A 23,287-nucleotide genomic window follows, 5' to 3' on the forward strand; every position below is an offset into this window, starting at 1 on the left:
CTTAGTGAGCGGGCGCGTCGTTGCCGCTGCGCGTGTCGACCGTCGCGGCCATCGAAAGGCTGATGCCAAGCGGGTGCGCGCGAAGCTCGGCCGGGTCGATCCTGACGCGCACCGGCAGGCGCTGCACGACCTTGATCCAGTTGCCGGTCGCGTTCTGCGCGGGAATCATCGCGAACGCCGAACCTGAACCGCCCGCCAGGCCCGCGACCTTGCCGTGATAGACGACCTTGCTGCCGTACAGATCCGACTCCAGTTCGACCGGCTGACCGATGCGCACCTTGCCGAGCTGCGTCTCCTTGAAATTGGCGTCGACGTACACGGATTCGATCGGTACGACCGACATCAACGCCCCGCCGGTCTGAACGCGCTGCCCCACCTGGACCTGGCGGCTCGCGACGACACCGTCGACCGGCGCGCGCAGCACGGTGCGCTCGAGATCGACGCGTGCCTGATCGCGCTTCGCGCGTGCGAGCAGGACCTCCGGATTGGTATCGACCGTCGTGTCCGCAATCAGCACCTTGTTCGCCTCGAGCGAGCCGAGTGCGGCGTCGCGGCTTGCCTTCGCCTGCAGGGCCGCAGCGCGGGCTGCGTCGAGCGCCGCCCTGGCGGTGGCAGACGCAGCGCGCGCGTTGCTCAGCTCTTCGCCCGATACGCTGCCGCTGTGGGCTAGCACTTCGCGGCGCTGCAGGTCGATCGCCGCGCGGTCAAAGTCGGCCTGGGCCGACGCGATCTGTGCGGCCATGCGGGTTTCGTCGGCTGCGTGCGCACTGACTTGCGCGCTCAGCTGCGAATCCGTTGCGACATAGCCGCGGACCTTGCGTTCGGCGCGGCCCAGATCGGCCTCAGCCTGCGCGAGCGCAATCTTCGCGTCGGTGTCATCGATGACGGCCAGTACGTCGCCCTTGTGGACCTGCTCCGTATTCACGACCGGCACGCTTTTGACGATGCCGCTGACCGCCGGCGTGATCGATGCGACTTCGGCCGCGGTGTAGGCGTTATCGGTCGACACGTAATGCGACGCGACGAAGTGCCAGTAGCTCGCGTAGCCGAGACCGGCGACGAGAATGGCGCCGCCGAGCAGCGCGAACAGCTTCTTGCGGTTCGAAGGGGGAGCGCCGGCCGCAACGCCGGTATCGGCGGGAACGGCGGGAGCAGCGGGAGCAGCGGAAGCGGGCGAGTCCGGCATCAGCGACTCGCTGGTTTTGACGAATTGCGTTTCAGACATGATCGGAGTCCTTGAAATCAGCTTTGCTTGTTGGGATGGGTTGCGTCGGTTGCGGCCGGCGTGCTGGCCTGATATCCGCCGCCGAGTGCGCGCACGAGCGCGACATCGAGCGAGAAGGTGCGCGACTGGATATCGGCGAGCTGGCGCTGCGCGGAAGTCATCGTATCGGCGGCGTTCAGCACTTCGAGGTAACCGGCAAGGCCGGCGCGATAGCGATCGAGGGCGACCTGGTGCGCCTGGGCGGCGTCGTCGTAGGCGGCCTGCGTCGCTTGCAGCCGGTCCGCCAGCGCGCGTTTGCTTGCGGCCACGTCGGCCACGTCGTGCAGCGCCTTCGTCAGCGTTTCATCGTAGTTCGCGACCGCCTCGTCGTAGGCCGCCCGCTTGCCGCGCAGTTCGCCGCGCAAACGTCCGCCGTTGAAGATAGGCAGCGTGATCGCCGGACCGAAGTTGCCGGCCAGCGAAGCCGCGTTCGTCAGCATGTTCAGGCCAAGCGACTGGAAGCCGATCGACGCGCCAAGCGTGATGTCCGGATAAAACCCGGCTCGCGCGACGTCGATCCGCTTCGCCGCCGCCTCTACGCGCAGGCGTGCAATGACCACGTCCGGGCGGCGGCCAAGCAGGCCGAGTCCAAGGTTGGCGGGCATGCCGGCAGGCTGCGTCAGATCGACGGCCGGCGGTGCGATGCGCAAGCCGCGGTCGGGCCCGGCGCCCATCAGCGCGGCGATCTGGTTGCGCTCGAGTGCAACCGATTCATCCAGCGCGAGCAGGTCGGCCTGCGCGCTTTGCTGCTTCGACTCCGCCTGCTTCACACCTGCCTGCGTTTCGAGCCCGTTGGCGAAACGCTCCCGGAACAGCTGTGCGGATTGCGTGCGGACCTGCAGTGCCGCCTGCGCACTGTCGCGCTCGGCGAACAGACGCGCGAGGTCGGCATACGCTGCGGCGATCGACGCGGACAGCACCATGCGGGCCTGTGCCGCATCGGCGCGCGCCGCTTCGAGTTCCGACGTGGCGGCGGCTAGCGAAGCGCGATTCTTGCCCCAGAAGTCGATTTCGTAGCTGAAGTCGAGTTCGGCAGTGCCGTAGGGGCGCCATCCGTGGGGAACGAAATCCGAGGGAATACCGTTGTTGTAGCTCTGCTTCTTCTTTTCAACCGAGCCCTGCGCGCTGACTTCGGGCAGCAGCGCCGCGCCGGCCACCTGCGCCGACGCCTCGGCGTTATGCAGCCGCGCCTGGGCGGCCGCCAGCGTCGGCTCATCCTGGAGCGCTTCTCCGATCAGCGCGTTCAGTTGCGGATCGTTGTAGCCGAGCCACCACTGATCGGTGGGCCACGCAGACGCCGTGCTGCCCTGCTTGCCACCGTCCGCACTGAGACTCTGCGCCGTCTCATATCTGCTGATGTCCTTCGTGACCGGCTTTTGCGGCATGTCAGGCAGTTGCGCGCAGGCGCTCACCACCATCGTGAACGCGAACGCGACGGCCAGCCTCACCGGTTTCACCTGACTCCGAATGTCCGTGCTCTCTTGCATCATCGCCTGCTCCCTTCGCTCTTTTACAATACTGGACAGTCTAGTTATGAGAGCCGTGCCTGTCAACACAAATAAACTGTACGGTTCAGGTATGGTAAGATCACAACATTGAAGGTCGAAGGCCGGTCACGGGCGTCGCCGCCGGCCATGTCGTTGATCGGTCTTGCAGACCGGAGGAGGGCATTGAAAATGAGAGTGAAGACAGAAGAAAAGCGGCAGGCGATCGTTGACGCCGCGTTCCAGGTGTTCAGCGAAGTGGGGTTCGAACGGGCATCGATGTCGGAGATCGCGGCGCGGGCAGGCGGATCAAAGGCCACGCTCTACAGCTATTTCGAGTCCAAGGAAGTGATGTTTGCGGATGTCATGATGGCCGCCGCGGAGGAAGCCAAAGTGGCGACGGAGCTACTCAAGACCTCGCTGCCGATTCGCGAAACACTGCTGAGGTTCGGCAAACAGTATCTCGCCGCGACGCTCAAGCCGCAGGTACTGGCGGTGCGCCGTCTCGCGCATCATGAAGGCGGCCGATCGAACGTCGGCGCCCTGTTTTATGACCGTGGGCCGAAGCTCGCCTGGCAAGTGGTGACTGACTTCCTGCAGCAAGCGATTGACGGCGGGCAACTGCGCAGCTGTAACGCAGATGTCGCGACCGCGCATCTGCGCGGGCTATATGATGCGGAGTTGCTGGAGCTATGCCTGCTGGGCGTGCCCGCGGATACCAGTTCCCGCAACCTCGCCAAAGTTGTTCAAAGAGCGGTCGACGTCTTCCTGGCCGCATACGGGCCCACGGACAAAGGTGACGCCGCCGCATAGGCAGGCGCCTGGACGGGTCGCGGAAGTCGGGAGACGGCAAGCGAACCGCCACCGTGTCGCCAGGTGGGCGGTTCAGCCTACACCGCGTCGGCAAAATCCGCCGCTTGCAACGCCTGACATGGATATCCGCCTGCTAGCCTGTACTGGGGCCAATTGTCACTTGAATCGGCCAGTGGCTGGCTACCCTGAAACATGCCCGGATGGCGGGGCACGCCGATCTCGGTCCATGCGATCGCCGAAACCCGAAGGCGGCCGGCGAAGATGCAGCGCCTCATCGAATTGCTGAGGGGAGCGTTGAGCGCAGTCTATTGCTCAATCAACCACAGTCTCACGGCCAGCGATTTGCCGGCGCCATGAACGAATCACCGGCAAACGCCGTCGCGCATCGCATGCGCCTACGGCGATGAACCGAATCCGGCTAGCCGCGACAATCGCCGGTCTCTCAGGTACGGCTGCGCGGGTTGCGCAGCCGTACGGGTTATTTCGGAAGCTGGGTCGGAACTTGCATCGACGCTTGTGCCGGAAGCTGCGGCCCACCCTGTGAAAGCTGCTTCGTGGCGGGTTGCCGGGCGGAGGCTAGCTGCTGCTTCGGCAATTGCTGCGGCAGATTGCTTTGCGCAAGCACGGATGTGCTGGTAACGAATGCGAACAGTACGGGGAAGGTCTTTTTCATTCCGATTTTGTTCAGCTGGTTGTCTTGATCTTGATGCGATTGGCAGCCGCAGGCCGTATCAACGCGCGGCCATAGTTGCCTTGTAACGCCAGGCCGCCGTTGCGGTACTGAAGTCGACGGGGCTGCCCGACGCTACATTGTCTGACGGGAGGGGAGCGGACGAACTATTCACACCACCACAGCTGTTGAACGCCTGTCGTTGTGCTTCCACGCGGGCTAACACCGCCTGAAAGTCCATCGCATGTTGTGTAGCGGCGCTCGTGCGGTCATGGTAGCCGACCGTTTGACGCTGAACCGTTTGACGCTGAACCGGTTGCGCGGCCGCTTGCTCATAGGTTTGGGGACCGCTGCTGCTGGCGAATGCGGGGGTCGAAAGGGACAAGATCGACGCGACAACAGGGACGGGGATGAAGGTCTTCGACTTTTGCATGATCAGACTTCGTATCGAGCGTCGGATGCAGGAGACGCGGTGTTTGGGGAACAACGGTCTGGCGAGGCATGAGTGCTGTTTGCCAGTTCGTTGGTGCCAGTTTAGTCACTTACCGTCGGCTTACAAGCATCTCCGGGGCAACGGATAGTTGCCGTCGCTGGAAGGTAAAGTGTGCAAGCTTCAATCGAAGTCCGTTGCCAAGACGCTACTTGAATATCGGAATACCTTTCGCTTGTTGTCCTGATGCCAGCGATTCGCGGTTCCCACAAACCCGTATATTGGAGATCTCGCAACTCATAATTGCGCGCCTCAAATGGCAGCGCGCTTTGCTTATACTGCATCCATCTGACACACACTTCGCTATTTACGCAGGAATACTTATGGCACACCAACTGACGTTCCAGATCGGATCATCGAACACGGAAGTCATTCATGAGGTCGTTCAGCATGCGTTGCGCAGCGCTGCTACGGCCTCCACCACGAATGGGGCTATCGATGTGCTCGGCCAGGCGCTACTCGAGGTCGAGCGCCTCGCCGCGCACACGACCGTCCTGACGCACTGAGCCCTCTGCGCGCAACGACGAAGGCCACTCGATCACTCGCCCAATGGGGGCGCTTATGGCGGTTCTGTTGGCTGGTAGAGATACCGCCTGATGTCGCCGACTCCGTTTTGATCCGGATGCCGAGATTCGCATGAACCTGTTCGATGCCCAATCTCATCTCCGAACGGACGGCTTTACGTGCTTGCAGCCCGGCTCATCGGTGCGTCGGCAACTGGCTCATTTTTGCACCGGCGAGAACAACACCAGATTCTTTGGTCGCCGCTTCATCGTCTGCTCGACCCACTCGCCGGGCTCCTTTGCGTTCTCTATTACGCTACGCGCGCCGTGGATCATCAGTGTGCGTAAATAGGTGTCGCCTCTCTTGCTTGCTGATCCTGTGCAGGTTCACCTTTCCGCCTGAGCCGGTCTGCTTCGGCACGATGCCGACCCATGCGGCCAACTCCCGCCCCGAACTGAATGCTTAGTGTCTTAACAGGAGTGTGAGTTCGCTGATGCGGGAAGCTGACGTCCGGCGGTGCGGTGTCGCGACCGTCAGCAATCCGCCGATCAATGCGAGACGTTCGCTTACCAGGATGCGAACCACAGCCTTTCGGTCCTCATGAAACTCTCGCATGATCGGACCTTGCAGACAGTGACGCCGCTTCAATCAGACCCTCTCCCGACTATGCGCTTTCGAGCGCCGAACGCTTGCTATCGCCCCGGCACATCATCGCCTTGGTGCTATACACCCCACCTTAGCGCCGGCGTGTGCACGGCGCTGTCCCAATGCTTCGTCATCTCTTCGTCGAGCATGCAAAGTGTGATTGAAGCGCCTGCCATCTCGAGCGAAGTGGTCAGCGTGCCCACCTGCACGCGCGCAATTTTCAGATCGCGCTTTTGAAGCCACGCGCGCGTTGAGTTGAAGAGAAGATAAAGCTCGCCAAGCGGCGTGCCACCAAGGCCGTTCACAAGCACCAGCAAGCCAGCCCCCGCAGGCGGCTTGAGATCGTCGACGATAGCCGTTAGCAACTCCCCCGCAATCGTGTCGGCCGACGCAAATTTTGCGCGCCGCCTGCCCGGCTCGCCATGGATGCCGACGCCGACTTCGATCTCGTCGTCGCCGATCTTGAACGTCAGCGTACCAGCTGCCGGCACCGTGCAACTGGAGAATGCGACACCCATCGAAGCCGTGTGCTTGTTGATTTGGTCGCCAAATAACTTGCATTCATCGAGGCTCGCACCGCTTTCAGCCAGGCTGCCCACCAGCTTCTCGACGATCACCGCACCCGCAACGCCGCGCCGTCCGGTCGTATAGCTGGAGTTCTCTACCGCGACGTCATCGTTAATGAGGACCATTGTATTCGGCACCTCGGACATCTCCGACGCCATTTCGAAGTTCATCAGATCGCCCGAGTAGTTCTTCACGATGAAGAGCACGCCCGCGCCGGTATCGACGGCCTTAGCGGCAGCCATCATCTGGTCGGGTGTCGGCGATGTGAAAATCTGACCTGGGCAAGCGGCGTCGAGCATGCCATGGCCGACAAATCCTGAATGGAGCGGTTCGTGCCCCGAGCCGCCGCCCGAGATCAGCGCGACCTTGCCGGGCTTCAGGTCCTTGCGCCGCACGAACACCGGTTCGCGATTGAGTACGACCAGGTCGGCATGCGCCGCGGCGAATCCCGCCAGGCTTTCGGTGAGAAAATCGTCCACATGATTGATGAATTTTTTCACCGTCACGCTCCTTGTCCATTGTGTTGCACGAGCCGCGCGCATACCGAAGCAATCATGATCTGACTGGAGCGCGCGCCCGGATCGATATGCCCGCGCGAGCGCTCGCCGAGAAACGATGCGCGCCCCTTGGTTGCCAGCATGTCGCGGGTCGCCAGCATGTTTTCCTCCGCGACGCGCGGCAAAGTGTCAAGCACCGCGCGCGCCGCTGCGCTTTCTGTAGCCAGTTCCTCGAAGCGCTGCGCGACCGGTATCAACACGTCCATCATCGTCTTGCTGCCGAGGCCGGTCTTGCCTCGTTGTCCAACGGCCTTCACTCCCGCCGCAAAGACGCGGGCGAAGCCAGCCAGATCCATTGCATTGTTCGCGGACGCTTTCGCCATCCCGTTCAGCAACGAGAAAAATAATGGCCCGGACGATCCCCCCACCGTGGACAGCACCTTGGACGCCGCGATCTCGAGCGCGGGGCCGAACGCTTTCGCCTCGATCTCCGCGCGCGTCGCGAGCAGCGCTTCCATGCCGCGCAGCAGATTGAAGATGTGATCCCCATCGCCGATCTGCTGGTCGAGCGAAGCAATCTCGTCGGTGTGCTCCTTCAACGCCGCATACGCGGCGTCGATGCACGTCATGACCGTTTTGCCGTTCATGTCGGGATCCTTCTGCCGTCGGCATGGAAATATAGAAGGCTGCGTGGGGGCAGCGACACGCCGACCCGTTGGCCCGGCGAAAAATTGCGCTCGGTGACGGTCGTCGCGACCACGGCGGTTCCGGCGCGATCGAGAATCAGCAGATGACGTAGCGGCGAATATTCGAGCACCGTCAAATTGAGTGCATCCTGTGCGCCATTCGCGTCGCCCTGAGCCGGGTCGTGCAGCACGATATCCTCGGGACGGATCGCGACAGTCGCCGTGCCCGCCGGCATGTGAGCCGAGTCGAACAGTGCGGGCGGCAGCAGGTTGATCGGCGGGGAGCCGAGCCGCTGCGCGGCGCTCAGCGACGCCGGATTGCCATACACCTCGCGCGGCGTGCCGAGCTGCACGAGACGCCCATGGTCGAGAATGCCGATGCGATTCGCAAGCGTGGTCGCTTCGACCTGATCGTGCGTGACGTAGACGATGGTCGCGCCGATCGTACGATGCAGGCGCTTTAGTTCGATGCGCAGTTCTTCACGCAGCTTCGCATCGAGCGACGACAGCGGCTCGTCCATTAGAAACACCTTGGGCTGCCGCACGAGCGCGCGCCCAATCGCCACACGCTGCATCTCGCCGCCGGACAGATGTGTGGCCATGTTGTCGAGTTTCGCTTCCATATGCAGCATTTCCGCGACCGCGTGAACACGCGCACGCACATCCGCCTCGCTGCTGCGCCGTCTTGGCGAGCGCAACGGAAAGGCCAGGTTGCCGAACACGGTCAAATGCGGATACAGCGAGTATTGCTGGAAGATAAACGCGACGTCGCGATCGGATGGATGCACGCCGGTCGCTATCGCCCCGTCGATCAGCACGTCCCCCGCATCGGGCCGCTCCAGCCCGGCGATCAGACGCAGCGTCGTGGTCTTGCCTGCGCCGCTCGGTCCGAGCAGCACGACGAACTCGCCGTCGGCCACGTCGATCGAAATATCGTCGACCGCGGCGATGTCGCCGAACCGTTTTGACACATTGCGCAACTGGATTTCAGCCATGAGCTTCTCCGTGTGCAGGAACCGTGCGAGCAGCGCCCGGCAGCAGCCGGCCGCTCTGCGCGTCGTACAGCAATGTGCGTTCCTTGCGAAACGACAAGCCGACCGGTGATCCGGCCGGCAGGCCATCGTCTTTGCCGACCCGCACTCGCACTGCGCCCAGCGCGGTCTCGACCACAAGCACCTGATGCGAACCGAGATATTCATCGGCGGTGACCTTGCCGCGCAGCGGACCGTGCTGGTCGATCGCGACATGCTCGGGACGAATACCCAGCAGCACGCGTTCAGCGGCGGCGACAGAGCGCGGCACCGGCACCGCTGCCCCATGCAAACGGACTTGTTCGTCGCCAGCGTCCAGGCCGCCATCGATAGGGAGGAAATTCATCGGCGGACTGCCGATAAAATTGCCGACAAACACCGTCGCCGGAAAGTGATAAATCTCCTGGGGCGGCCCGGCTTGCAGCAACTCTCCCCTGTTCATCACGACGATGTCGTCGGCCATCGCCATCGCTTCGCTCTGATCGTGCGTGACATAAACGGTCGTGGCACCAAGCGCGTTATGCAGCTTGCGCAACTCGAGACACATCAGCTCGCGAAAATCCGCATCGAGCGTGCCGAGGGGTTCGTCCATCAGGAACGCCTTCGGCTGCCGAACGATCGCGCGGCCCAGCGCCACGCGCTGCCGGTCGCCGCCGGACAGGCCGCCCGTCTTGCGATCGAGAATGTTCTCGATGCGCAGCATGTGGGCGGCGGTGTCCACGCGCGCCGCGATCTCCTTGCGCGGCACATGCTCGTTCTTGAGCGGAAAGGCTATGTTGTTGCGCACTGTCATATGCGGATAGAGCGCAAACATCTGGAACACAAATGCGATGTCGCGCTGACGCGCGCGCAATTGCGTCACGTCCTCGCCGTCTATCAGGATCTGTCCAGAGGTGGGCAATTCAAGGCCGGCTATCATGCGCAGCGTCGTGGTTTTGCCGCAGCCCGACGGACCCAGCAACACGACAAAGCGCCCGGAGCCAATGGTCAGACTGGTGTCGCGCACCGCGACGAAGTTGTCGAAACGCTTGTGAAGGCTGGCAAGAACGATCGTCGACATGGCGTCAGTCCGGGAAATGACTGGTAACGACAAACGCCAGCGCGCCAACCAGGATGACGGAAAACGACCACGTGAACAGTGTCAGTGAAAACGGCTGCACCAGCATCGCCATGCCAAGACCGATCAGTGCAGTCGACACTGCTTCGCTGTAGCCACGGCGCAGATAATGTCTTTGCGGCAAAACGGAATTTCGTTTCATTTGCGCACCGCTCCGAAGGTGATGCCGCGCAACAAATGTTTGCGCAGCACGACAGTGAAGATCAGGATAGGCAGCACGAAAAGTGTTGTCGCGGCCGCGACGGCCGGCCAGTCCTGCCCGCCCTCGCCAATGATGAACGGAATGAACGGCGGCATTGTTTGCGCATCACCGCTCGTCAGCAGGGACGCGAATGCGTACTCGTTCCACGCGAAGATCAGACAGAAAATCGCAGTCGCGGCAATGCCGGTGATGGCCTGCGGCAGCACTACCTTGACGAAAGCCTGGAGCCGCGTATAGCCGTCCACGAGCGCGGCCTCCTCGTATTCGCGTGGAATCTCGTCCATGAAGCCCTTCAAAAGCCAGACTGCCAGCGATACATTTACCGCCGTATAGAGCACGATCATGCCGACATAGCTGTCGCTCAGCCCGAGCGCCCGATACATCAGGTAGATTGGAATGGCGACTGCAATCGGCGGCATCATGCGCGTCGACAGAATGAAGAACAGCAGGTCGTCGGCGAGCGGCACCTTGAAACGCGAGAACGCATAAGCCGCCAATGTGCCGAGAAATACCGCGAGAAAGGTCGAGCCGAAACCGATCACGAGCGAATTTACAAAGCGCGGCAGAACTTTGGAAGGCCCGGCAATCACCATGTTTCGCTTGTGCACATCGCGCTCATACCAGGTCTTCGCGGGCGGCAGGCTGGCGATGAACTCCGGTGTTTGCCGCGAACGGATCGTGAACAGGTTCACATAACCTTCCAGTGACGGTTGAAACAACACGACAGGTGGATAGGCGATGGCATCTTCCTGCGTTTTGAAACTGGTCAGGCAGATCCACAGCATCGGCAAAGTTGCGAGCAATGCGTAAGTGATGACAACCGCCGCGGCGAAGCGCTTGCCGCGAGGCGAAGAGGCCACCACCGAATGTTGTGCGGTAGTCGGTCTCATCGCTGTTTCACCCGGTTGAGCGCCTTGACGTAGATATTCGCCGCACCGAATACCGTCACGAACAGAATGATCGCCAGTGCGGAAGAGTAGCCTGTCTGCCATTTCTCGAAAGCGGCGCGCTTCAATGTGATCGATACCGTTTCGGTCACCGAACCTGGGCCGCCCGAAGTCAGCAGGTTCACCATGTCGAACATCTTGAAGTTCTCGATGCCGCGAAACAGCACGGCGAGCATCAGGAATGGCAAAGTCATGGGCAAGGTAATCGACCAGAACTGCCGCCACGGTGTGGCGCGATCCACCTCGGCGGCTTCGTAGATATAGTCGGGAATCGAGCGCAGGCCCGCGAGGCAGATGAGCATCACATACGGTGTCCACATCCACGTATCGACCATCACGATGGTCCACGGCGCGAGCGACACGTCGCCGATCATCTGGAACGAGCCGGGCGCAATGCCGGTGAAGAAGCCGACGATATCGTTGAACAGTCCCGTTTGCGGTTGCAGCAGAAAGGTCCAGAAGTTGCCAACCACTGCGGGCGACAGCATCATCGGCAGCAGGATCAGCGTGGTCCAGAAGCTATGACCGCGGAACTGCCGGTTGATCAGTAACGCGAGGCCGAAACCCAATAGCACTTCGAGGCCGACCGACCAGAACACAAAACGCGCCGTTACCTGCATCGCGTACCAGATGTCTTCGTCGGTGAGAATGTCGACGTAGTTTTCGATTCCAACGAAGCGCGCCGGCACACTCGGCATATTCGACTTGAAGTTGGTAAACGACAGACGTAACGCCCAGATCAACGGAAAGATGTTGATTGCGAGCAACAGCAGGATTGTTGGAAGGATGAACAGCCACGCAATGCTTGTGTCCGACAGTCCAGCCAGACGCGTGCGCGCGCGCACCGTCGCCGGGGATTCCAGCCCCGCCGACGAAAAAGGCTTGTTTGCCAGCATGCCTCGCTCCTTTAAAGGCATCGGCGGCATCCGTGCAGGAGCCGCCGGTCCCGTCCTCGATACGCGCTAGTTCTTGCCTTCCGCCTTGAATACCTTGTTCCAGTCTTTGACCAGCAAGTCCAGCGCTTCCTTGGCCGTGCCCTTGTCGGCCACCACGTAGTCATGCACGCGCTTTTGCATGTCGAGCAGCAGTTCCGCATAGGTGGGTTCAGCCCAGAAGTCCTTTACTATCGACATCGACTTCAGGAATGCCGGCGCAAAGGGTGCGCTCTTCTGAAAGTCGGGTGCATCTACTACCGACTTCGCCGCCGAATAGCCGCCCAACTGCCACCATTTCTTCTGAACATCCGGCTGCGCGAACCATTTGATGTATTCGAGCGCGTCGTCCTTATGATCCGAATAAGAGACGACTGAAATGCCCTGTCCGCCAAGCTGCGTGTACTGCTTCGATTCCCCCGGGTTAACGAAGAAACCAATCTTGTCGCCGCCGACATTCGGGTCTTTGTAGAGCCCGGGGAAGAATGCAAACCAGTTCATCTGCATTGCCACCTGGCCGGACTTGAAGGCGTCCAGTCCTTCCTGCATGTACGCGTTGGTCATGCCGGGCGCCGTGCAGCACTTGTAAAGCGCCTTGTAATACTCCAGCCCCTTGACCGCGCCCGGCGAGTTGACGAAGCCATCCAGGTGATAGGGTTTTTTGGGGTCTTCATACTCGAAGCCGAAGTTGTAAAGCGCATTGGTCACCCCCATCGTGATGCCTTCAGAACCGCGCTCTGTAAAGATATAGGCACCGTATACGGTCTTACCATCGATCTTGCGGCCCTGAAAGAACTCCGCGGTTTGCTTGAGTTCATCCAGTGTGGTCGGCGGTTCGAGTTCGCGTTTATATTTCTGCTTGAACTCGGCACGCAATTCCGGACGGGCGAACCAGTCCTTGCGATACGTCCAGCCCACTGCGTCCGCCATGGCCGGCAAGGCCCAGTAGTTAGGTGTATTCTTCGGCCACTCCGCATAACCGACGACGGTCGCCGGCACGAAGTCGTTCATCGAAATCTTGTTCTTCGCGAAGAAATCGTTGAGCTTCACGTAGTGCCCGTTGACTGCCGCGCCGCCGATCCACTGACTGTCGCCAATGATCAGGTCACATAGTTTGCCATGCGAATTAAGTTCGTTGATAAAGCGATCCGCGTAACTCGTCCACGGCACGAACTCGAATTTCATCTTGATGCCGGTTTTCGTGCTGAAATCTTTCGACAATTCGACGAGTGCATTGGCGGGGTCCCATGCTGCCCAACATAACGTCAACTGCTTGCCCTGTGCCTGCGCGCCGGTTGCCGTGCCGAGCCCCAACGTGATGATGCCCGCCGCTATTACCCTTGCTGACGTAAGACGTAACATTTGTCTTCTCCTTGTCTTTCCCGGGTCTCCAACCTGCTATGGAACAGCGCCCATGCGCCGGGTGCTGCGTTTGAGCTCAGCGGATTCAGACTGCAATCCACGTGTCGCGAGCTTCAGGCATGCGCATTCTCACGAAGATAGATCCTGGTCTCCGGCGTTGGAATGGCGAGCGCGCCACGCACGTTGTTAAGACAATTGATTGCGACGAGGCCCGACCAGTGGACGATGCCGCGCACGTCCTGATCGAGGATTACGTCGATCGCACGCTCGGACAGTTGCGCGCGAGTCTCCACGGTGCATTCATGCCCGATCAGTACCAGGCGTGCCTTGTCGCCGGATTCCTGCAATGCGGTCGCGATGCCAGAGATGCCGCCACCCGTCACATAAACGCCGACCAGATCCTGGTGACGCGCAAGGAGCCCCTGCACGGCAAGACCCGCGCCGTCGTCATCTTCGGCGAAGTCTGGTTCGGCAATCCAGCGCAGGTTGCGAAAGTCCTCTTCCAGCACCTGCGAAAAGCCCGTGCGTCGTTCCAGTTGATCGTGCAGGCGCGACGAGGCCGATAAAATCGCCACCGTGCCGAGTCGCGCGCCGAGAAAACGGCCCATCAAGAGTCCTGCGGTGCGTCCAGCAATCCTGTTATCGACGCCGACATACGCCGCGCGGCGACTTGCAGGCAGATCGGAGAACACCGTAACAACGGGCACGCCCGCATCGCTCGTATCTTCAATGAGGCGTTCGACTCCGGGGTAGTCGAGCGGCACAAGCACCATTGCGTCGTAGTCGACCGCCTGCTCGGCGAAAGCAATGGTGTCGCGATGAGTGGAGAAATCGCACCGATAGAACGACGGAATGATGCGGTGCTCGCGAAAGAAACTTGCGGACAGCGCAATGTCGCGCTCGACCTGGTCGAGGAACCGCGAATTGACCTGAGGTAGAACGAAGGCCACGCGATACGTGTTGATCTTGGCAGGGCGACCGCGACTGGCGCGGTCGTCGCGCAGGGCCGAGAGCGCCAGATGGACGCGCTCTGCCGTTTCGGGACGCACGGCCTGGTCGTCGCGCAACACACGATCGACCGTAGCGACGCTCACGCCCGCACGACGCGCAATCATCATACGTGTAGCCGGCATGTGTCTCCTCCAGTGCCGAGCCAGAAGCTGCTTTGTTTAATGAAGGTAGTTTTTCCCGCGGGAAATGCAAGTTTTTTTGCGACGATAAACGCATCATTTTTGACGGCATTAATGAATCGCGTTTAAGCGTGCATGTCTGAATGCATGAATTGCCTAAATCAGAAGGCGGTGCTTGGCACGAAAGGTATCGGGGGCAACCGCCTTGCGTCGAATACGGGGAACACTGCACAGAACGCGATGGGTGCCGTGCCCGCGAGCTTCGTAGCGAGCAAGCGGGTGACCGCAATCAAGGCATTGTCGCTCGATCGCTCGCATCTGGCGCAGCGCGCGTGGATCGGTAAAGACGTCCCGCTATACGGATATCGATAGAGGGTCGTCGCCGCCGTTGACGCGTAGCCGAGAATCCGCACCCATCATTCGCTGGTTGTCAGGCACCAGCACGGTCCAACGGATAGCCGAACTCATCCGTGTATTTGGTGCGCCTTAAACTACTGCCGCGCCGATCGACCATTACCCGTTGCTGCGCCGACGGGCCGCTGGTACCTCGTGAGCGGATGTGCGTGAACCGAGTGAGAAGGACCGTATATGGACTCCTATCAAGCCTCATTGTGGATCGCTCACGTATATCCGGTCTCGTACAAATGTGCCTCTGCGAGGCAACGGACCATGATGGGCTATTCGCGCGCTGACTCCCAATCGCTCCTACGGGCTCGAGGCCTCGGTCCTTCGCGGGTTTGATCAGCGCCGGTTCGACCTGTTGGCCATCGTGCGGCTTGTTTTGCAATCGTGGATGAAGGTACAGCTGGGTTCGGCGATCAGGCGCGGCCAAAGGAAGAATGGTCGCCGGAGCTTCTCTCGGAGTTTCTTAACTGGTTTCCAAGCGACATCGTGGCACCACCGCACGCCATTGTGGCGGCCGGACATGCAGCCACCTATGCGCTTTACCAGGCCGTCTTGCGGTCAGGTACGGTTGATCGCCTGGTCCTCGTCGCACCGACATGGCGCGGCCCGTTGCCGACGATGATGGGCGGCCAGCGGGCCTGGTTCTCCGGTGTGCGCGCTGCGATCGATCACCCCCTCGCTGGCCCGCTTCTCTACCGGCTCAACGTCAGTCGCCATGTCATCACCATGATGGCGAGAGAACACATTTACAGCGATCCTGACTGGCTTGACGGCGATCGTCTCGCGGCCAAACTCGCCGTCACCCGTGCGCCCGGAGCCCGGCACAGTTCGGTACGCTTTGTGACCGGTGCGCTAGACCGGGTCGTCAACCGTGCGGCGTTCCTTGATCTTGCGCGCCGAGCCAACATTCCGATCCTCGTGATCTACGGCGATCAGACGCCGCCGAAATCGCGTGTCGAAATGGAGGCGTTAGGACAATTGCCAAATGTTCAGGTTGAATGGGTCATGAAGGGCAAGCTCGCGATTCACGAAGAGTTTCCAGAAATCGTCTCCATTGCCATCAGGCGATTTTTGACGAAGGAATCGCCGCTTTAGACAATCAACGACAGACGGGCATAGCCAGACGCTCTGGAATGCTTTCCCCTATCAACTGTCTGACCGTGCATCAACTATTCGCGCGTGTTGTCGGGCGCTGCGTGAAATCCATTTGCTCAACGCTCGCTTCGATCGCATATGCGGTAACCCGCCAGTTCGCTCCTGGGCGCCGACAGTTACTTGAAAGCCGCCACCAATTCGCTTCCATCGATCGGTGGATTGAGAGATCATGGAGCGAGTCCGTGTGAACGGGTTCGATGCTGTGCTCAAGCTGCCAGACAGTGTGTTTACCCAGGCGGAAGAGCCGAGCCCGCGCGCGGAAAAGAAGGCCCCCCATCCACCGCGAGGAGAGTCACCATGAGCACCTGTCACGAACCACACCATGCGCATCACGATCATCAGCATAGTCCGGATTGCGGCCACACAGCGATCAGGCATAACGATCACGTCGACTATCTGCATGACGGTCATCTGCATCACCCGCACGGCGATCATGTAGACGAGCATAGGCTCGAAGTGAGCGCGAACAATCCCGATCAATGTACGCCGGGCTGCGGCGGCCACGCGCCGGGCCACGTCCATGGCCCCGGGTGCGGCCACGAACCTGTACCACATGGGGACCACGTTGACTATCTCGTCGACGGTCACCTGCATTATCCGCATGGAGATCATTGTGACGATCACGGCCCGGTCGAACTCGCCTGAGCGAGCGATGAAAGGCGATTGATGCCTTTGAAAGCGAACTGATCTCAGTCGAGCAGAGTCTGCCTGCGGATTGCTGCTCGCCACGGCGGGATACGCGTCACCCCTGCACCGCAGCACGTCGCCGTTCAGGCACAGACGCGGGCTTCACCTTTGGTCACAGGAATCCGTGTTCCATTTGCCGCGGAGCTACGATTGCCGGTGGCTGTTTATTACCGCGCAATGACTTGCGTGTCGCCGGCGATTTTCATGCGCGACGCAGACAGGCGACGCGCATCTACTTCATCGTGTGAATTTGGACGCGTGGATATTCGTTGCCCGACTCGATTTGCAGCACCAACAGTCAAAGAGGCTTGATCTGCGATGACCGCCACAAACTCCACCCATCTGATCTCTACGACGATGCTGACGGGCTTCCTGGGTAGTGGCAAGACCACCCTGCTCAACCGCATCCTGTCCGAACATCATGGCGGCCGCGTCGCCGTGATTGAAAATGAATTCGGGGAGACCGGTATCGATAATGAACTGCTCGTCCAGGACGGCGACGAGCAGATCGTCGAGATGAACAACGGCTGTATCTGCTGCACGGTGCGGGGATCTGGTGCGCATCCTGTCGACACTCGCCGAGAGGCGCGCGAAAGGGGAGTTGAACTTCGAACGCGTGATCATCGAGACGACCGGCCTGGCTGACCCCGCGCCGGTTGCGCAGACGTTCTTCGTCGACGACACGGTGCAGGCGTCATACATGCTCGATGCAATCGTCACGGTGGTTGACGCGAAGCATGCCGAGGCGCAATTGAGCGAGCATCACGAAGCGCAGGAGCAGGTCGGATTCGCGGACCGCATCCTGATGTCGAAGGTTGACCTCGTATCGCGAGAGGAGGCCAGTCAGCTCGCTGCGCGACTGCGGCAAATGAACCCGCGGGCACCGATCAGGCCGGTGCATTTCGGTGCGACCGACCTCAGGGAACTGCTGGATATTCGAAGTTTCGACCTCAACGCAATCATCGACATTGAACCGGACTTCCTCGCGGACCTGGCACACGAACACGATGACGACGTTGCGTCGTTTGTCTACCGCACCAAGGTTCCGCTCGATCGGGACAAGGTCGAGGAGTTCTTTAGCGAAATGGTCGCCACTTACGGCCCGGCCATGCTGCGCTACAAGGGGGTGCTCGATATCCATGGCGTTGACCGTCGCACCGTCTTCCAGGGCGTGCACATGATCTTCGGTGCGAGCACCGACAAGCCGTGGGGTGGGGTTGACGAGCGTGAAACGAAGATCGTTTTCATCGGCAAGCAGCTGCCAGCCGATCTTTTCAGGTCGGGGCTCGACAATTGCATGATTCGCGACGACCTGCGGCAGTGACCTGCGCGGTCATCTCCTGATGGACGTTCGGAGTTGTACGGCGTGGCTATACCACCGCTTTCGCGGTACAGCCCAGAGTGGGAAGCAGACTACGTCGTGTCGACGGACCTCGGAACTACGTTGTGCAAGCGGCAGTCCCAGGACTTCGGCAATTATTAGTTGTATCCCAACGGCCGATGAACAGTGCGCAACGGCCGGTCGCGGCGCACTGTCGAATAACCCTTAACGAGAGCACCAGTTCAATGAAGGTCCTGTAGAGCGACCGTTGAAAATCGTCGACGGCCGCTTTCGGGCGGCTTCTGTGGATGAGTACTGTCGGCCAGTTTCGGACGGTCGACGGCGTCGCCTAAATTGCCGACAATTGTGGTCGTGAAGGACTCGGGAACGTCACCGCTGTCGCAATCACCCGGCGACGATGCCCGCTTTACCAACTACGGAACATAGACCACACGGTGATCTACAGCATAGAGCTTGCATCCCTGCAAGCCACTGTCGCGGCAGTGTTTCAGTGCCCTTTCGGCCGCGTCAGGCGGCTCGTTTTGAGACGTGGGTGTGCCCCACGTAGCATTAGCTTGGCCGCTATCTGAGACGGCAAACGCTCGGGGAATGGGCTTGTCGAGCCATGCGGCGTAGAGTTCTCGGACATGTTGATCGTGTGTAGGAACAGCGGACACGTCTCCAATTGCAGCGAAATTGCTTTCCGGATAACGCGTTGTCGATGTGTCTGCATCGCGCGCAACCAAGTGCGCGGCGGTGGTAGATGAACCGTTGGCGAGCACCTTGCTCAAGCCATCAAGAATGATTTGCTCCCAATTGGTAGCGAGGATATTCGTCGCCATCGCCCGCTTCGACACCACCTCGACGATCGTCGTTGACGCGGTGCGTCCCGGCTCTACGAAGATGGCAACGTTCTCCCCATAGCTCAGAACATTGATACCGTGTTGAGCAAGTGCATACCCCGCCGACTGGTTTTCGTCGATGAAATCGAGCCCGGCAGTCGTAACGACATTGGGCAATGACCTCCAGACTATATCGGGTGTCACTGAGTACAAGCGCGTCGTGCCAGTTCCGCGCGCCAATTTTGCATCCGCCAAAGTTGTGCAGCCAGATACCAACGCCCAGAGCATCAGCAGCAAATACATACACAGAACACGGCTCTTCGTCATCTTTTGGTCTCTTGTTTTGGCCGAAGCACGCTAAATTGCGATCTTTAACTTGATTCTTTCCCCGTGACGCTCTGAACCCGCCGGGCTTGGGTCAATGCGACAAATAGGGCGCCCTAGTATCGGCGATCAATGCGACTCCATGCCGCCAAAACAGAGTGCCGAGTGACCGCTCCAGGCGGACTAACTCGTCCGCTCAGGGTCGGGAGGACCCGTTTGCGCGACGCGAGTGCGACATTCGCCACGGTCGACAGGCGAATGTCGGAAATCCGACGCGGAGCTGCCTCATCATCGCCGACTGCCGAGCGTCGGCATTGGCCGAACGGACTAAACCGCTCGCGCGGTAGGGGGCTACGGCCCGACTCTGGCGGCGAATGGGAGGCGAGTGGCGCCGGTGCTTATGTTGGTGGTTGAGGCAATCCGCCTCGTCCTCCAGCAGGAGTCCCATCATGACCTCCTCCGATCCGGGCATCAGCCCGCTGCGCCGCCGTATGCTTGAGGACTTGCGCATGCGCAAGTTCGCACCCAAGACCCAGGCCGCCTATCTGCGTGCCGTACGTCAGTTCGCCCGATACCTCGGGCGTTTACCCGATACCGCCACTGTCGAGGACCTCCGGGACTACCAGTTGCATCTGGTCGATCACGGCGCGTCGCCGGTGTCGCTGAACGCCGCGATCAGCGCTCTGAAGTTCTTCTTCGAAGTCACGCTCGGCCGGCCTGAGCTGATGGCGCGGATGCAGCCGGTACGCGTGCCTCGCACGCTCCCGGTTGTGCTCAGCCCCGAGGAGGTGCGTCGGCTCATCGCGGCAGCCGGAAACCTCAAGCATCAGACCGCGCTGTCGGTCGCCTATGGCGCCGGGCTGCGTGCGAGCGAAGTGGTCGCGCTCAGGGTCAGCGACATCGACAGCCAGCGCATGACCCTGCGCATCGAGCAGGGCAAGGGCCGCCGTGACCGCTACGCGATGCTCTCGCCGGTCCTGCTCGAACGTCTGCGCGTCTGGTGGCGCGTTGCCCGTGCCCAGGGCTGCATGCTCGATGGCGGGTGGCTCTTTCCGGGCCTCGATCCGATCGACCCGCTCAGCACGCGGCAACTGACCCGCGCCATCCATGCGGCCGCCGAGACCGCAAACATCGACAAGCGCGTATCCATGCACACGCTGAGGCATTCCTTTGCCACGCACCTGCTGGAACAGAAGGAGGATATCCGCGTGATCCAGGTGCTCCTTGGGCACAGGCAGATCGAGACCACCACGCTCTATACCCAGGTTGCCACTGACCTCCTGCGCAAGGTGGTCAGTCCGCTGGACCGCCTGCCCGCCGGCTAGCCCGGCCGCACGCGGAGCACCCCGTGCTGGAGGTCGCGGATATCTTCCGCGCCTGCGGGCCGGCGTGGCGGCGCACGGTAGCGCTGAGCCTGGGGCAGTTGAAGGTCATGTCGGCCATCGAACAGTGCCGCAGTGCGGCACTGGGGGGGCATGTGCTGCGCTGCGCCGGCTGCGACCGGATCGAGGTTGCCTACAACTCCTGCCGCAACCGTCATTGCCCGAAGTGCCAGGGCAGTGCTGCGCATCGCTGGCTCCAGGCACGCCAGGCCGATCTGCTTCCGGTCGGGTACTACCATGTCGTCTTCACGCTGCCCGCGCCCATCAGTGCCATCGCCTGGTACAACAAGGCCGTCATCTACGGGCTGCTGTTCGATATCGCCGCCGAAACGCTATGCACCATTGCCGCTGATCCGAAGCACCTCGGCGCCCAGATCGGCGCGACGCTCGTGCTGCACACCTGGGGCTCGGCACTCACGCATCATCCGCACGTACACGGTATCGTCCCCGGCGGTGGGCTGTCGCCCGATGGTCAGCGGTGGATCGCATGCCGGCCCGGCTTCTTCCTGCCGGTACGTGTGCTCTCGCGCCTGTTCCGCAGGCGCTTCCTCGAAGCGCTCACGGACGCGCACCGGCATGGCCACCTGCAGTTCTTCGGCCAGTACGCTGAACTTGCCGACCCAGCTGTCTTTGACGTGTGGCTTGCGCCGCTGCGTGCCTGCGAATGGGTCGTCTACGCAAAGCGTCCCTTTGCAGGACCCGAAGCAGTGCTCGCGTACCTGTCGCGCTATACGCACCGCGTCGCGATCTCCAGCCAGCGCCTGCTTGCATTCGATGAACGCGGCGTGACCTTCCGCTGGAAGGACTACCGTGCGAAGGGGCACACCCGCTACAAGACCATGACCCTCGAAGCCGGCGAGTTCATGCGCCGCTTCATGCTTCATGTGTTGCCCGGCGGGTTCCATCGCATCCGTCACTACGGGCTGCTCGCCAACCCGGTGCGCCGCACCAGTCTCGCGAAGGTCCGCGAACTGCTGCACGTCGCGGCGGAGGTCAACACATCACCCGAAGAGACTCTCGTTGAAACTCGGCCGGCCTTCATCTGCCGGCACTGCGGCGCGCCGATGATCGTCATCGATATCCTTGCGCGCACTGCACCGATTCGCGCACCACCCACGCGCCGGGGCGAGATATGAGCGCCACTGTTCCAGGACGAACAACCCGACCCTCGGCTTTGCGGCAACGCGGCCCACGAGCAGACCTTTGCGTCTGTCGCTTCGCACAGGCCCTTGCACGTCCGTTCCGCCATCACGACGGCGCCACTGCACCGCTTCGGCACAGCATCAGCCCTCAGCCAGCATCCCGCCTGACCACGCATCCCGCAACACCGCTCGCCATCCCGGGCAATCAATCGCCATAGCCCCGAAGACTCCCATTGCATCAGAGCACTCCGCGGTTTCCTCCCTTCAGGTTTATTCAACGCCTGCCTGCACGCGCCGGCGCGCACCCCGAGTCCACGGACATGGGCAGGCATCGAACAAACCTCAAGACAAGCGCGCGTCGCGCATCGGGCGGGTTTCGAAGTGGACCAGCCGTTCGAGTGACCGGTGGTGCATGGCTCAGACGAGCGGCAGAAAGTGGCCGACTACTGCCTGTCGGCAAGTGGTCACCCCGGAAAATCCGCGAAGAACGATCTTTTTTGGCCCGACGGTGCGAGAAATGCACGGATTGGAGTCGGCCCTGCCAGCTAGATAAGGGACGGTTGATCGCCCGCTTCGGGAGCGAGCGCGGTTCGTCCGCGCGGCGGAAGCGGGTACGGTTCCGCGTGCAAGGCGTCGGCCGGCAGCAATCGCAGGAACGATCTGGCTTCGTCCGTACTCCTGCACGAAAGCCAGTCAATGTGATCGGATTGCGGGAGCACGACGACAGCGCGCTTTTCCGCTCCGGGTTTGTGAAACCGCGTCATTAACGGATGCTCGTCGGCGTTGAGCGTAAGCATCGTCATGCTCATGGCTTGCGTGCCGTCCGGGTTTTCCCACGTGCGCCATAGGCCCGCTATGGCACACGACACCTGATCGGCCAGACCGATCCGCCAGCGCACGGGCTTGCCGGTTTCATATGATGGCTTCCCCGGCGACACCCGCCCGTCTTTGCGTTGGCAACAGTTCGGGCCGTGAGTGCGGATGTGTGGGCGCCAGGCACAAGAGCACTCAAGCAATGACGCTATGGAGGATAGCGCGCTGGCGCGCGTCTCGAAACAGGGTCGAGGTTATTTCAAGCCGCATGCCCTTTGACGACGTGCGCTCCGCGGAGGCCTCGAGAAAGTATCGGACATTACGCCGGATCGCTTCCATATCGATTCCATAGATGTTGTAGCAGCATCTTCTGCCAGGCGGGAGTGACGCGCGCGATTTACAGGTTCCACATGGTCTCATGTATGGATTGGGCGCTGTCTCTCGCAGTGAAAAACCTCTCCCTTTAATATTTTCATTTGATGGGGCATTGTCTGGCTTGATGAACGTATAAACACGATCTGGAATCGATTCCGGGTAGAAGAGGACAACGAAGCAAAAACGTGCCGAAGTGAATATATCCTGAAGATCGAAGCCTCTGAACGGGCGCGTCACGATCGTGCCGCCATATTCGAAGTACAGTTCTTCCCTGAAATGTATTGCGAACGCGCCTGAAGCGGCCACGATCTGATTACGCTCCAAAAACAGAAAGATGGCGCCAAGATCGACGGCATTGGCAACTTCACGCGCGCTGCGCCGAAGGATATTAGGATCGCTTTCCCGTTCGTAGAACGCAACAATGCCTGGAATGTCGCTGTGTTCTGCGCGTCGCAATGTGATGTCCATCATATGCGCTTTGTTGCGCCCTCCGCAATGTA

At 60.9% G+C, this 23,287-nt stretch carries 22 protein-coding genes and 2 pseudogenes; 7 read left to right on the plus strand and 17 right to left on the minus strand.

Features of this window, described 5'->3' with window-relative positions; genetic code table 11:
• Window position 1: 1 nt before the first annotated feature.
• Both OKW43_RS16795 and OKW43_RS16800 read right to left on the minus strand, forming a co-directional pair.
• A complete protein-coding gene (locus tag OKW43_RS16795) occupies window positions 2-1,225 on the minus strand; it encodes an HlyD family efflux transporter periplasmic adaptor subunit (RefSeq protein WP_429448566.1) in 1,224 nt (407 codons plus the stop codon).
• A 17-nt stretch (window positions 1,226-1,242) separates the two neighbouring features.
• The gene (locus OKW43_RS16800) at window positions 1,243-2,754 is read right to left on the minus strand and encodes an efflux transporter outer membrane subunit (RefSeq protein ID WP_429448568.1); all 1,512 of its coding nucleotides are present in this window, start codon (window positions 2,752-2,754) and stop codon (window positions 1,243-1,245) included.
• Between the two features lie 186 nt (window positions 2,755-2,940).
• Here OKW43_RS16800 and OKW43_RS16805 point away from each other — a divergent pair, with 186 nt between their 5' ends.
• Window positions 2,941-3,561, plus strand: a complete 621-nt coding sequence (locus OKW43_RS16805) for a TetR/AcrR family transcriptional regulator C-terminal domain-containing protein (protein WP_429448570.1) — start codon at window positions 2,941-2,943, stop codon at window positions 3,559-3,561.
• Window positions 3,562-4,039: 478 nt separating this feature from the next.
• Here the strand turns inward: OKW43_RS16805 and OKW43_RS16810 are convergent, their stop codons facing one another.
• Both OKW43_RS16810 and OKW43_RS16815 read right to left on the minus strand, forming a co-directional pair.
• On the minus strand, window positions 4,040-4,234 hold the full coding sequence (locus tag OKW43_RS16810) for a hypothetical protein (protein WP_429448572.1): 195 nt from the start codon (window positions 4,232-4,234) through the stop codon (window positions 4,040-4,042).
• Between the two features lie 58 nt (window positions 4,235-4,292).
• Window positions 4,293-4,664 carry a hypothetical protein gene (locus OKW43_RS16815; RefSeq protein WP_429448574.1) on the minus strand — a complete coding sequence of 124 codons (372 nt, stop codon included), beginning with the start codon at window positions 4,662-4,664 and terminating at the stop codon, window positions 4,293-4,295.
• A 380-nt stretch (window positions 4,665-5,044) separates the two neighbouring features.
• Between OKW43_RS16815 and OKW43_RS16820 the strand changes: the two genes are divergently transcribed.
• Window positions 5,045-5,227 carry a hypothetical protein gene (locus OKW43_RS16820; RefSeq protein ID WP_187638475.1) on the plus strand — a complete coding sequence of 61 codons (183 nt, stop codon included), beginning with the start codon at window positions 5,045-5,047 and terminating at the stop codon, window positions 5,225-5,227.
• A 216-nt stretch (window positions 5,228-5,443) separates the two neighbouring features.
• On the opposite strand, the pseudogene OKW43_RS16825 reads toward OKW43_RS16820, so the two are convergent.
• The 10 genes and pseudogenes from OKW43_RS16825 to OKW43_RS16870 form a co-directional block, all read right to left on the minus strand.
• Window positions 5,444-5,687 (minus strand): annotated as a pseudogene (locus tag OKW43_RS16825) (transposase); the annotation flags it as partial.
• Between the two features lie 260 nt (window positions 5,688-5,947).
• A complete protein-coding gene (gene dhaK, locus OKW43_RS16830) occupies window positions 5,948-6,937 on the minus strand; it encodes a dihydroxyacetone kinase subunit DhaK (protein WP_187638476.1) in 990 nt (329 codons plus the stop codon).
• 2 nt (window positions 6,938-6,939) lie between these two features.
• On the minus strand, window positions 6,940-7,581 hold the full coding sequence (gene dhaL / locus OKW43_RS16835; protein ID WP_429448576.1) for a dihydroxyacetone kinase subunit DhaL: 642 nt from the start codon (window positions 7,579-7,581) through the stop codon (window positions 6,940-6,942).
• Window positions 7,578-8,615, minus strand: coding sequence for an ABC transporter ATP-binding protein (locus OKW43_RS16840; protein WP_429448578.1), 1,038 nt, complete (start codon window positions 8,613-8,615; stop codon window positions 7,578-7,580). Before OKW43_RS16840 ends, dhaL begins: the two co-directional genes overlap by 4 nt.
• Window positions 8,608-9,711 carry an ABC transporter ATP-binding protein gene (locus OKW43_RS16845; RefSeq protein WP_429448580.1) on the minus strand — a complete coding sequence of 368 codons (1,104 nt, stop codon included), beginning with the start codon at window positions 9,709-9,711 and terminating at the stop codon, window positions 8,608-8,610. The genes OKW43_RS16840 and OKW43_RS16845 overlap by 8 nt, the downstream gene beginning before the upstream one ends.
• Window positions 9,712-9,715: 4 nt before the next feature.
• Entirely contained in the window at window positions 9,716-9,910 is a 195-nt protein-coding gene (locus tag OKW43_RS16850) for a hypothetical protein (protein WP_429448582.1), read from the minus strand.
• Window positions 9,907-10,860, minus strand: a complete 954-nt coding sequence (locus OKW43_RS16855; RefSeq protein WP_187638497.1) for a carbohydrate ABC transporter permease — start codon at window positions 10,858-10,860, stop codon at window positions 9,907-9,909. The genes OKW43_RS16850 and OKW43_RS16855 overlap by 4 nt, the downstream gene beginning before the upstream one ends.
• Complete coding sequence (locus OKW43_RS16860) at window positions 10,857-11,813, minus strand: carbohydrate ABC transporter permease (protein ID WP_429448584.1); 957 nt, start codon at window positions 11,811-11,813, stop codon at window positions 10,857-10,859. Before OKW43_RS16860 ends, OKW43_RS16855 begins: the two co-directional genes overlap by 4 nt.
• Window positions 11,814-11,879: 66 nt before the next feature.
• On the minus strand, window positions 11,880-13,211 hold the full coding sequence (locus OKW43_RS16865) for an ABC transporter substrate-binding protein (protein ID WP_187638482.1): 1,332 nt from the start codon (window positions 13,209-13,211) through the stop codon (window positions 11,880-11,882).
• Between the two features lie 113 nt (window positions 13,212-13,324).
• On the minus strand, window positions 13,325-14,344 hold the full coding sequence (locus tag OKW43_RS16870) for a LacI family DNA-binding transcriptional regulator (protein ID WP_187638483.1): 1,020 nt from the start codon (window positions 14,342-14,344) through the stop codon (window positions 13,325-13,327).
• Between the two features lie 786 nt (window positions 14,345-15,130).
• On the opposite strand from OKW43_RS16870, the gene OKW43_RS16875 reads away from it, so the two are divergent.
• From OKW43_RS16875 to OKW43_RS16885, 3 genes and pseudogenes are all read left to right on the plus strand, one after another.
• Complete coding sequence (locus OKW43_RS16875; RefSeq protein WP_429448587.1) at window positions 15,131-15,841, plus strand: alpha/beta fold hydrolase; 711 nt, start codon at window positions 15,131-15,133, stop codon at window positions 15,839-15,841.
• Between the two features lie 357 nt (window positions 15,842-16,198).
• Window positions 16,199-16,546, plus strand: coding sequence for a hypothetical protein (locus OKW43_RS16880; protein ID WP_429448589.1), 348 nt, complete (start codon window positions 16,199-16,201; stop codon window positions 16,544-16,546).
• Between the two features lie 360 nt (window positions 16,547-16,906).
• Window positions 16,907-17,912, plus strand: a pseudogene (locus tag OKW43_RS16885) (CobW family GTP-binding protein).
• A 431-nt stretch (window positions 17,913-18,343) separates the two neighbouring features.
• Here the strand turns inward: OKW43_RS16885 and OKW43_RS16890 are convergent.
• Window positions 18,344-19,078, minus strand: a complete 735-nt coding sequence (locus tag OKW43_RS16890; RefSeq protein ID WP_429448591.1) for a hypothetical protein — start codon at window positions 19,076-19,078, stop codon at window positions 18,344-18,346.
• 446 nt (window positions 19,079-19,524) lie between these two features.
• Here OKW43_RS16890 and OKW43_RS16895 point away from each other — a divergent pair, with 446 nt between their 5' ends.
• Together OKW43_RS16895 and OKW43_RS16900 are read left to right on the plus strand one after the other, a co-directional pair.
• The gene (locus OKW43_RS16895; RefSeq protein ID WP_429445530.1) at window positions 19,525-20,400 is read left to right on the plus strand and encodes a tyrosine-type recombinase/integrase; all 876 of its coding nucleotides are present in this window, start codon (window positions 19,525-19,527) and stop codon (window positions 20,398-20,400) included.
• A gap of 23 nt (window positions 20,401-20,423) precedes the next feature.
• The gene (locus OKW43_RS16900) at window positions 20,424-21,593 is read left to right on the plus strand and encodes an IS91 family transposase (RefSeq protein WP_429445528.1); all 1,170 of its coding nucleotides are present in this window, start codon (window positions 20,424-20,426) and stop codon (window positions 21,591-21,593) included.
• A 551-nt stretch (window positions 21,594-22,144) separates the two neighbouring features.
• On the opposite strand, the gene OKW43_RS16905 is transcribed toward OKW43_RS16900, so the two are convergent.
• Together OKW43_RS16905 and OKW43_RS16910 are read right to left on the minus strand one after the other, a co-directional pair.
• Complete coding sequence (locus tag OKW43_RS16905; RefSeq protein WP_312892971.1) at window positions 22,145-22,537, minus strand: SOS response-associated peptidase family protein; 393 nt, start codon at window positions 22,535-22,537, stop codon at window positions 22,145-22,147.
• A gap of 70 nt (window positions 22,538-22,607) precedes the next feature.
• The gene (locus tag OKW43_RS16910) at window positions 22,608-23,258 is read right to left on the minus strand and encodes a hypothetical protein (protein ID WP_429448593.1); all 651 of its coding nucleotides are present in this window, start codon (window positions 23,256-23,258) and stop codon (window positions 22,608-22,610) included.
• Between the last annotated feature and the right edge of the window lie 29 nt (window positions 23,259-23,287).

Origin of the sequence: Paraburkholderia sp. WC7.3g (genome assembly GCF_050436345.1) — a bacterium.
Lineage (GTDB): Bacteria > Pseudomonadota > Gammaproteobacteria > Burkholderiales > Burkholderiaceae > Paraburkholderia > Paraburkholderia podalyriae.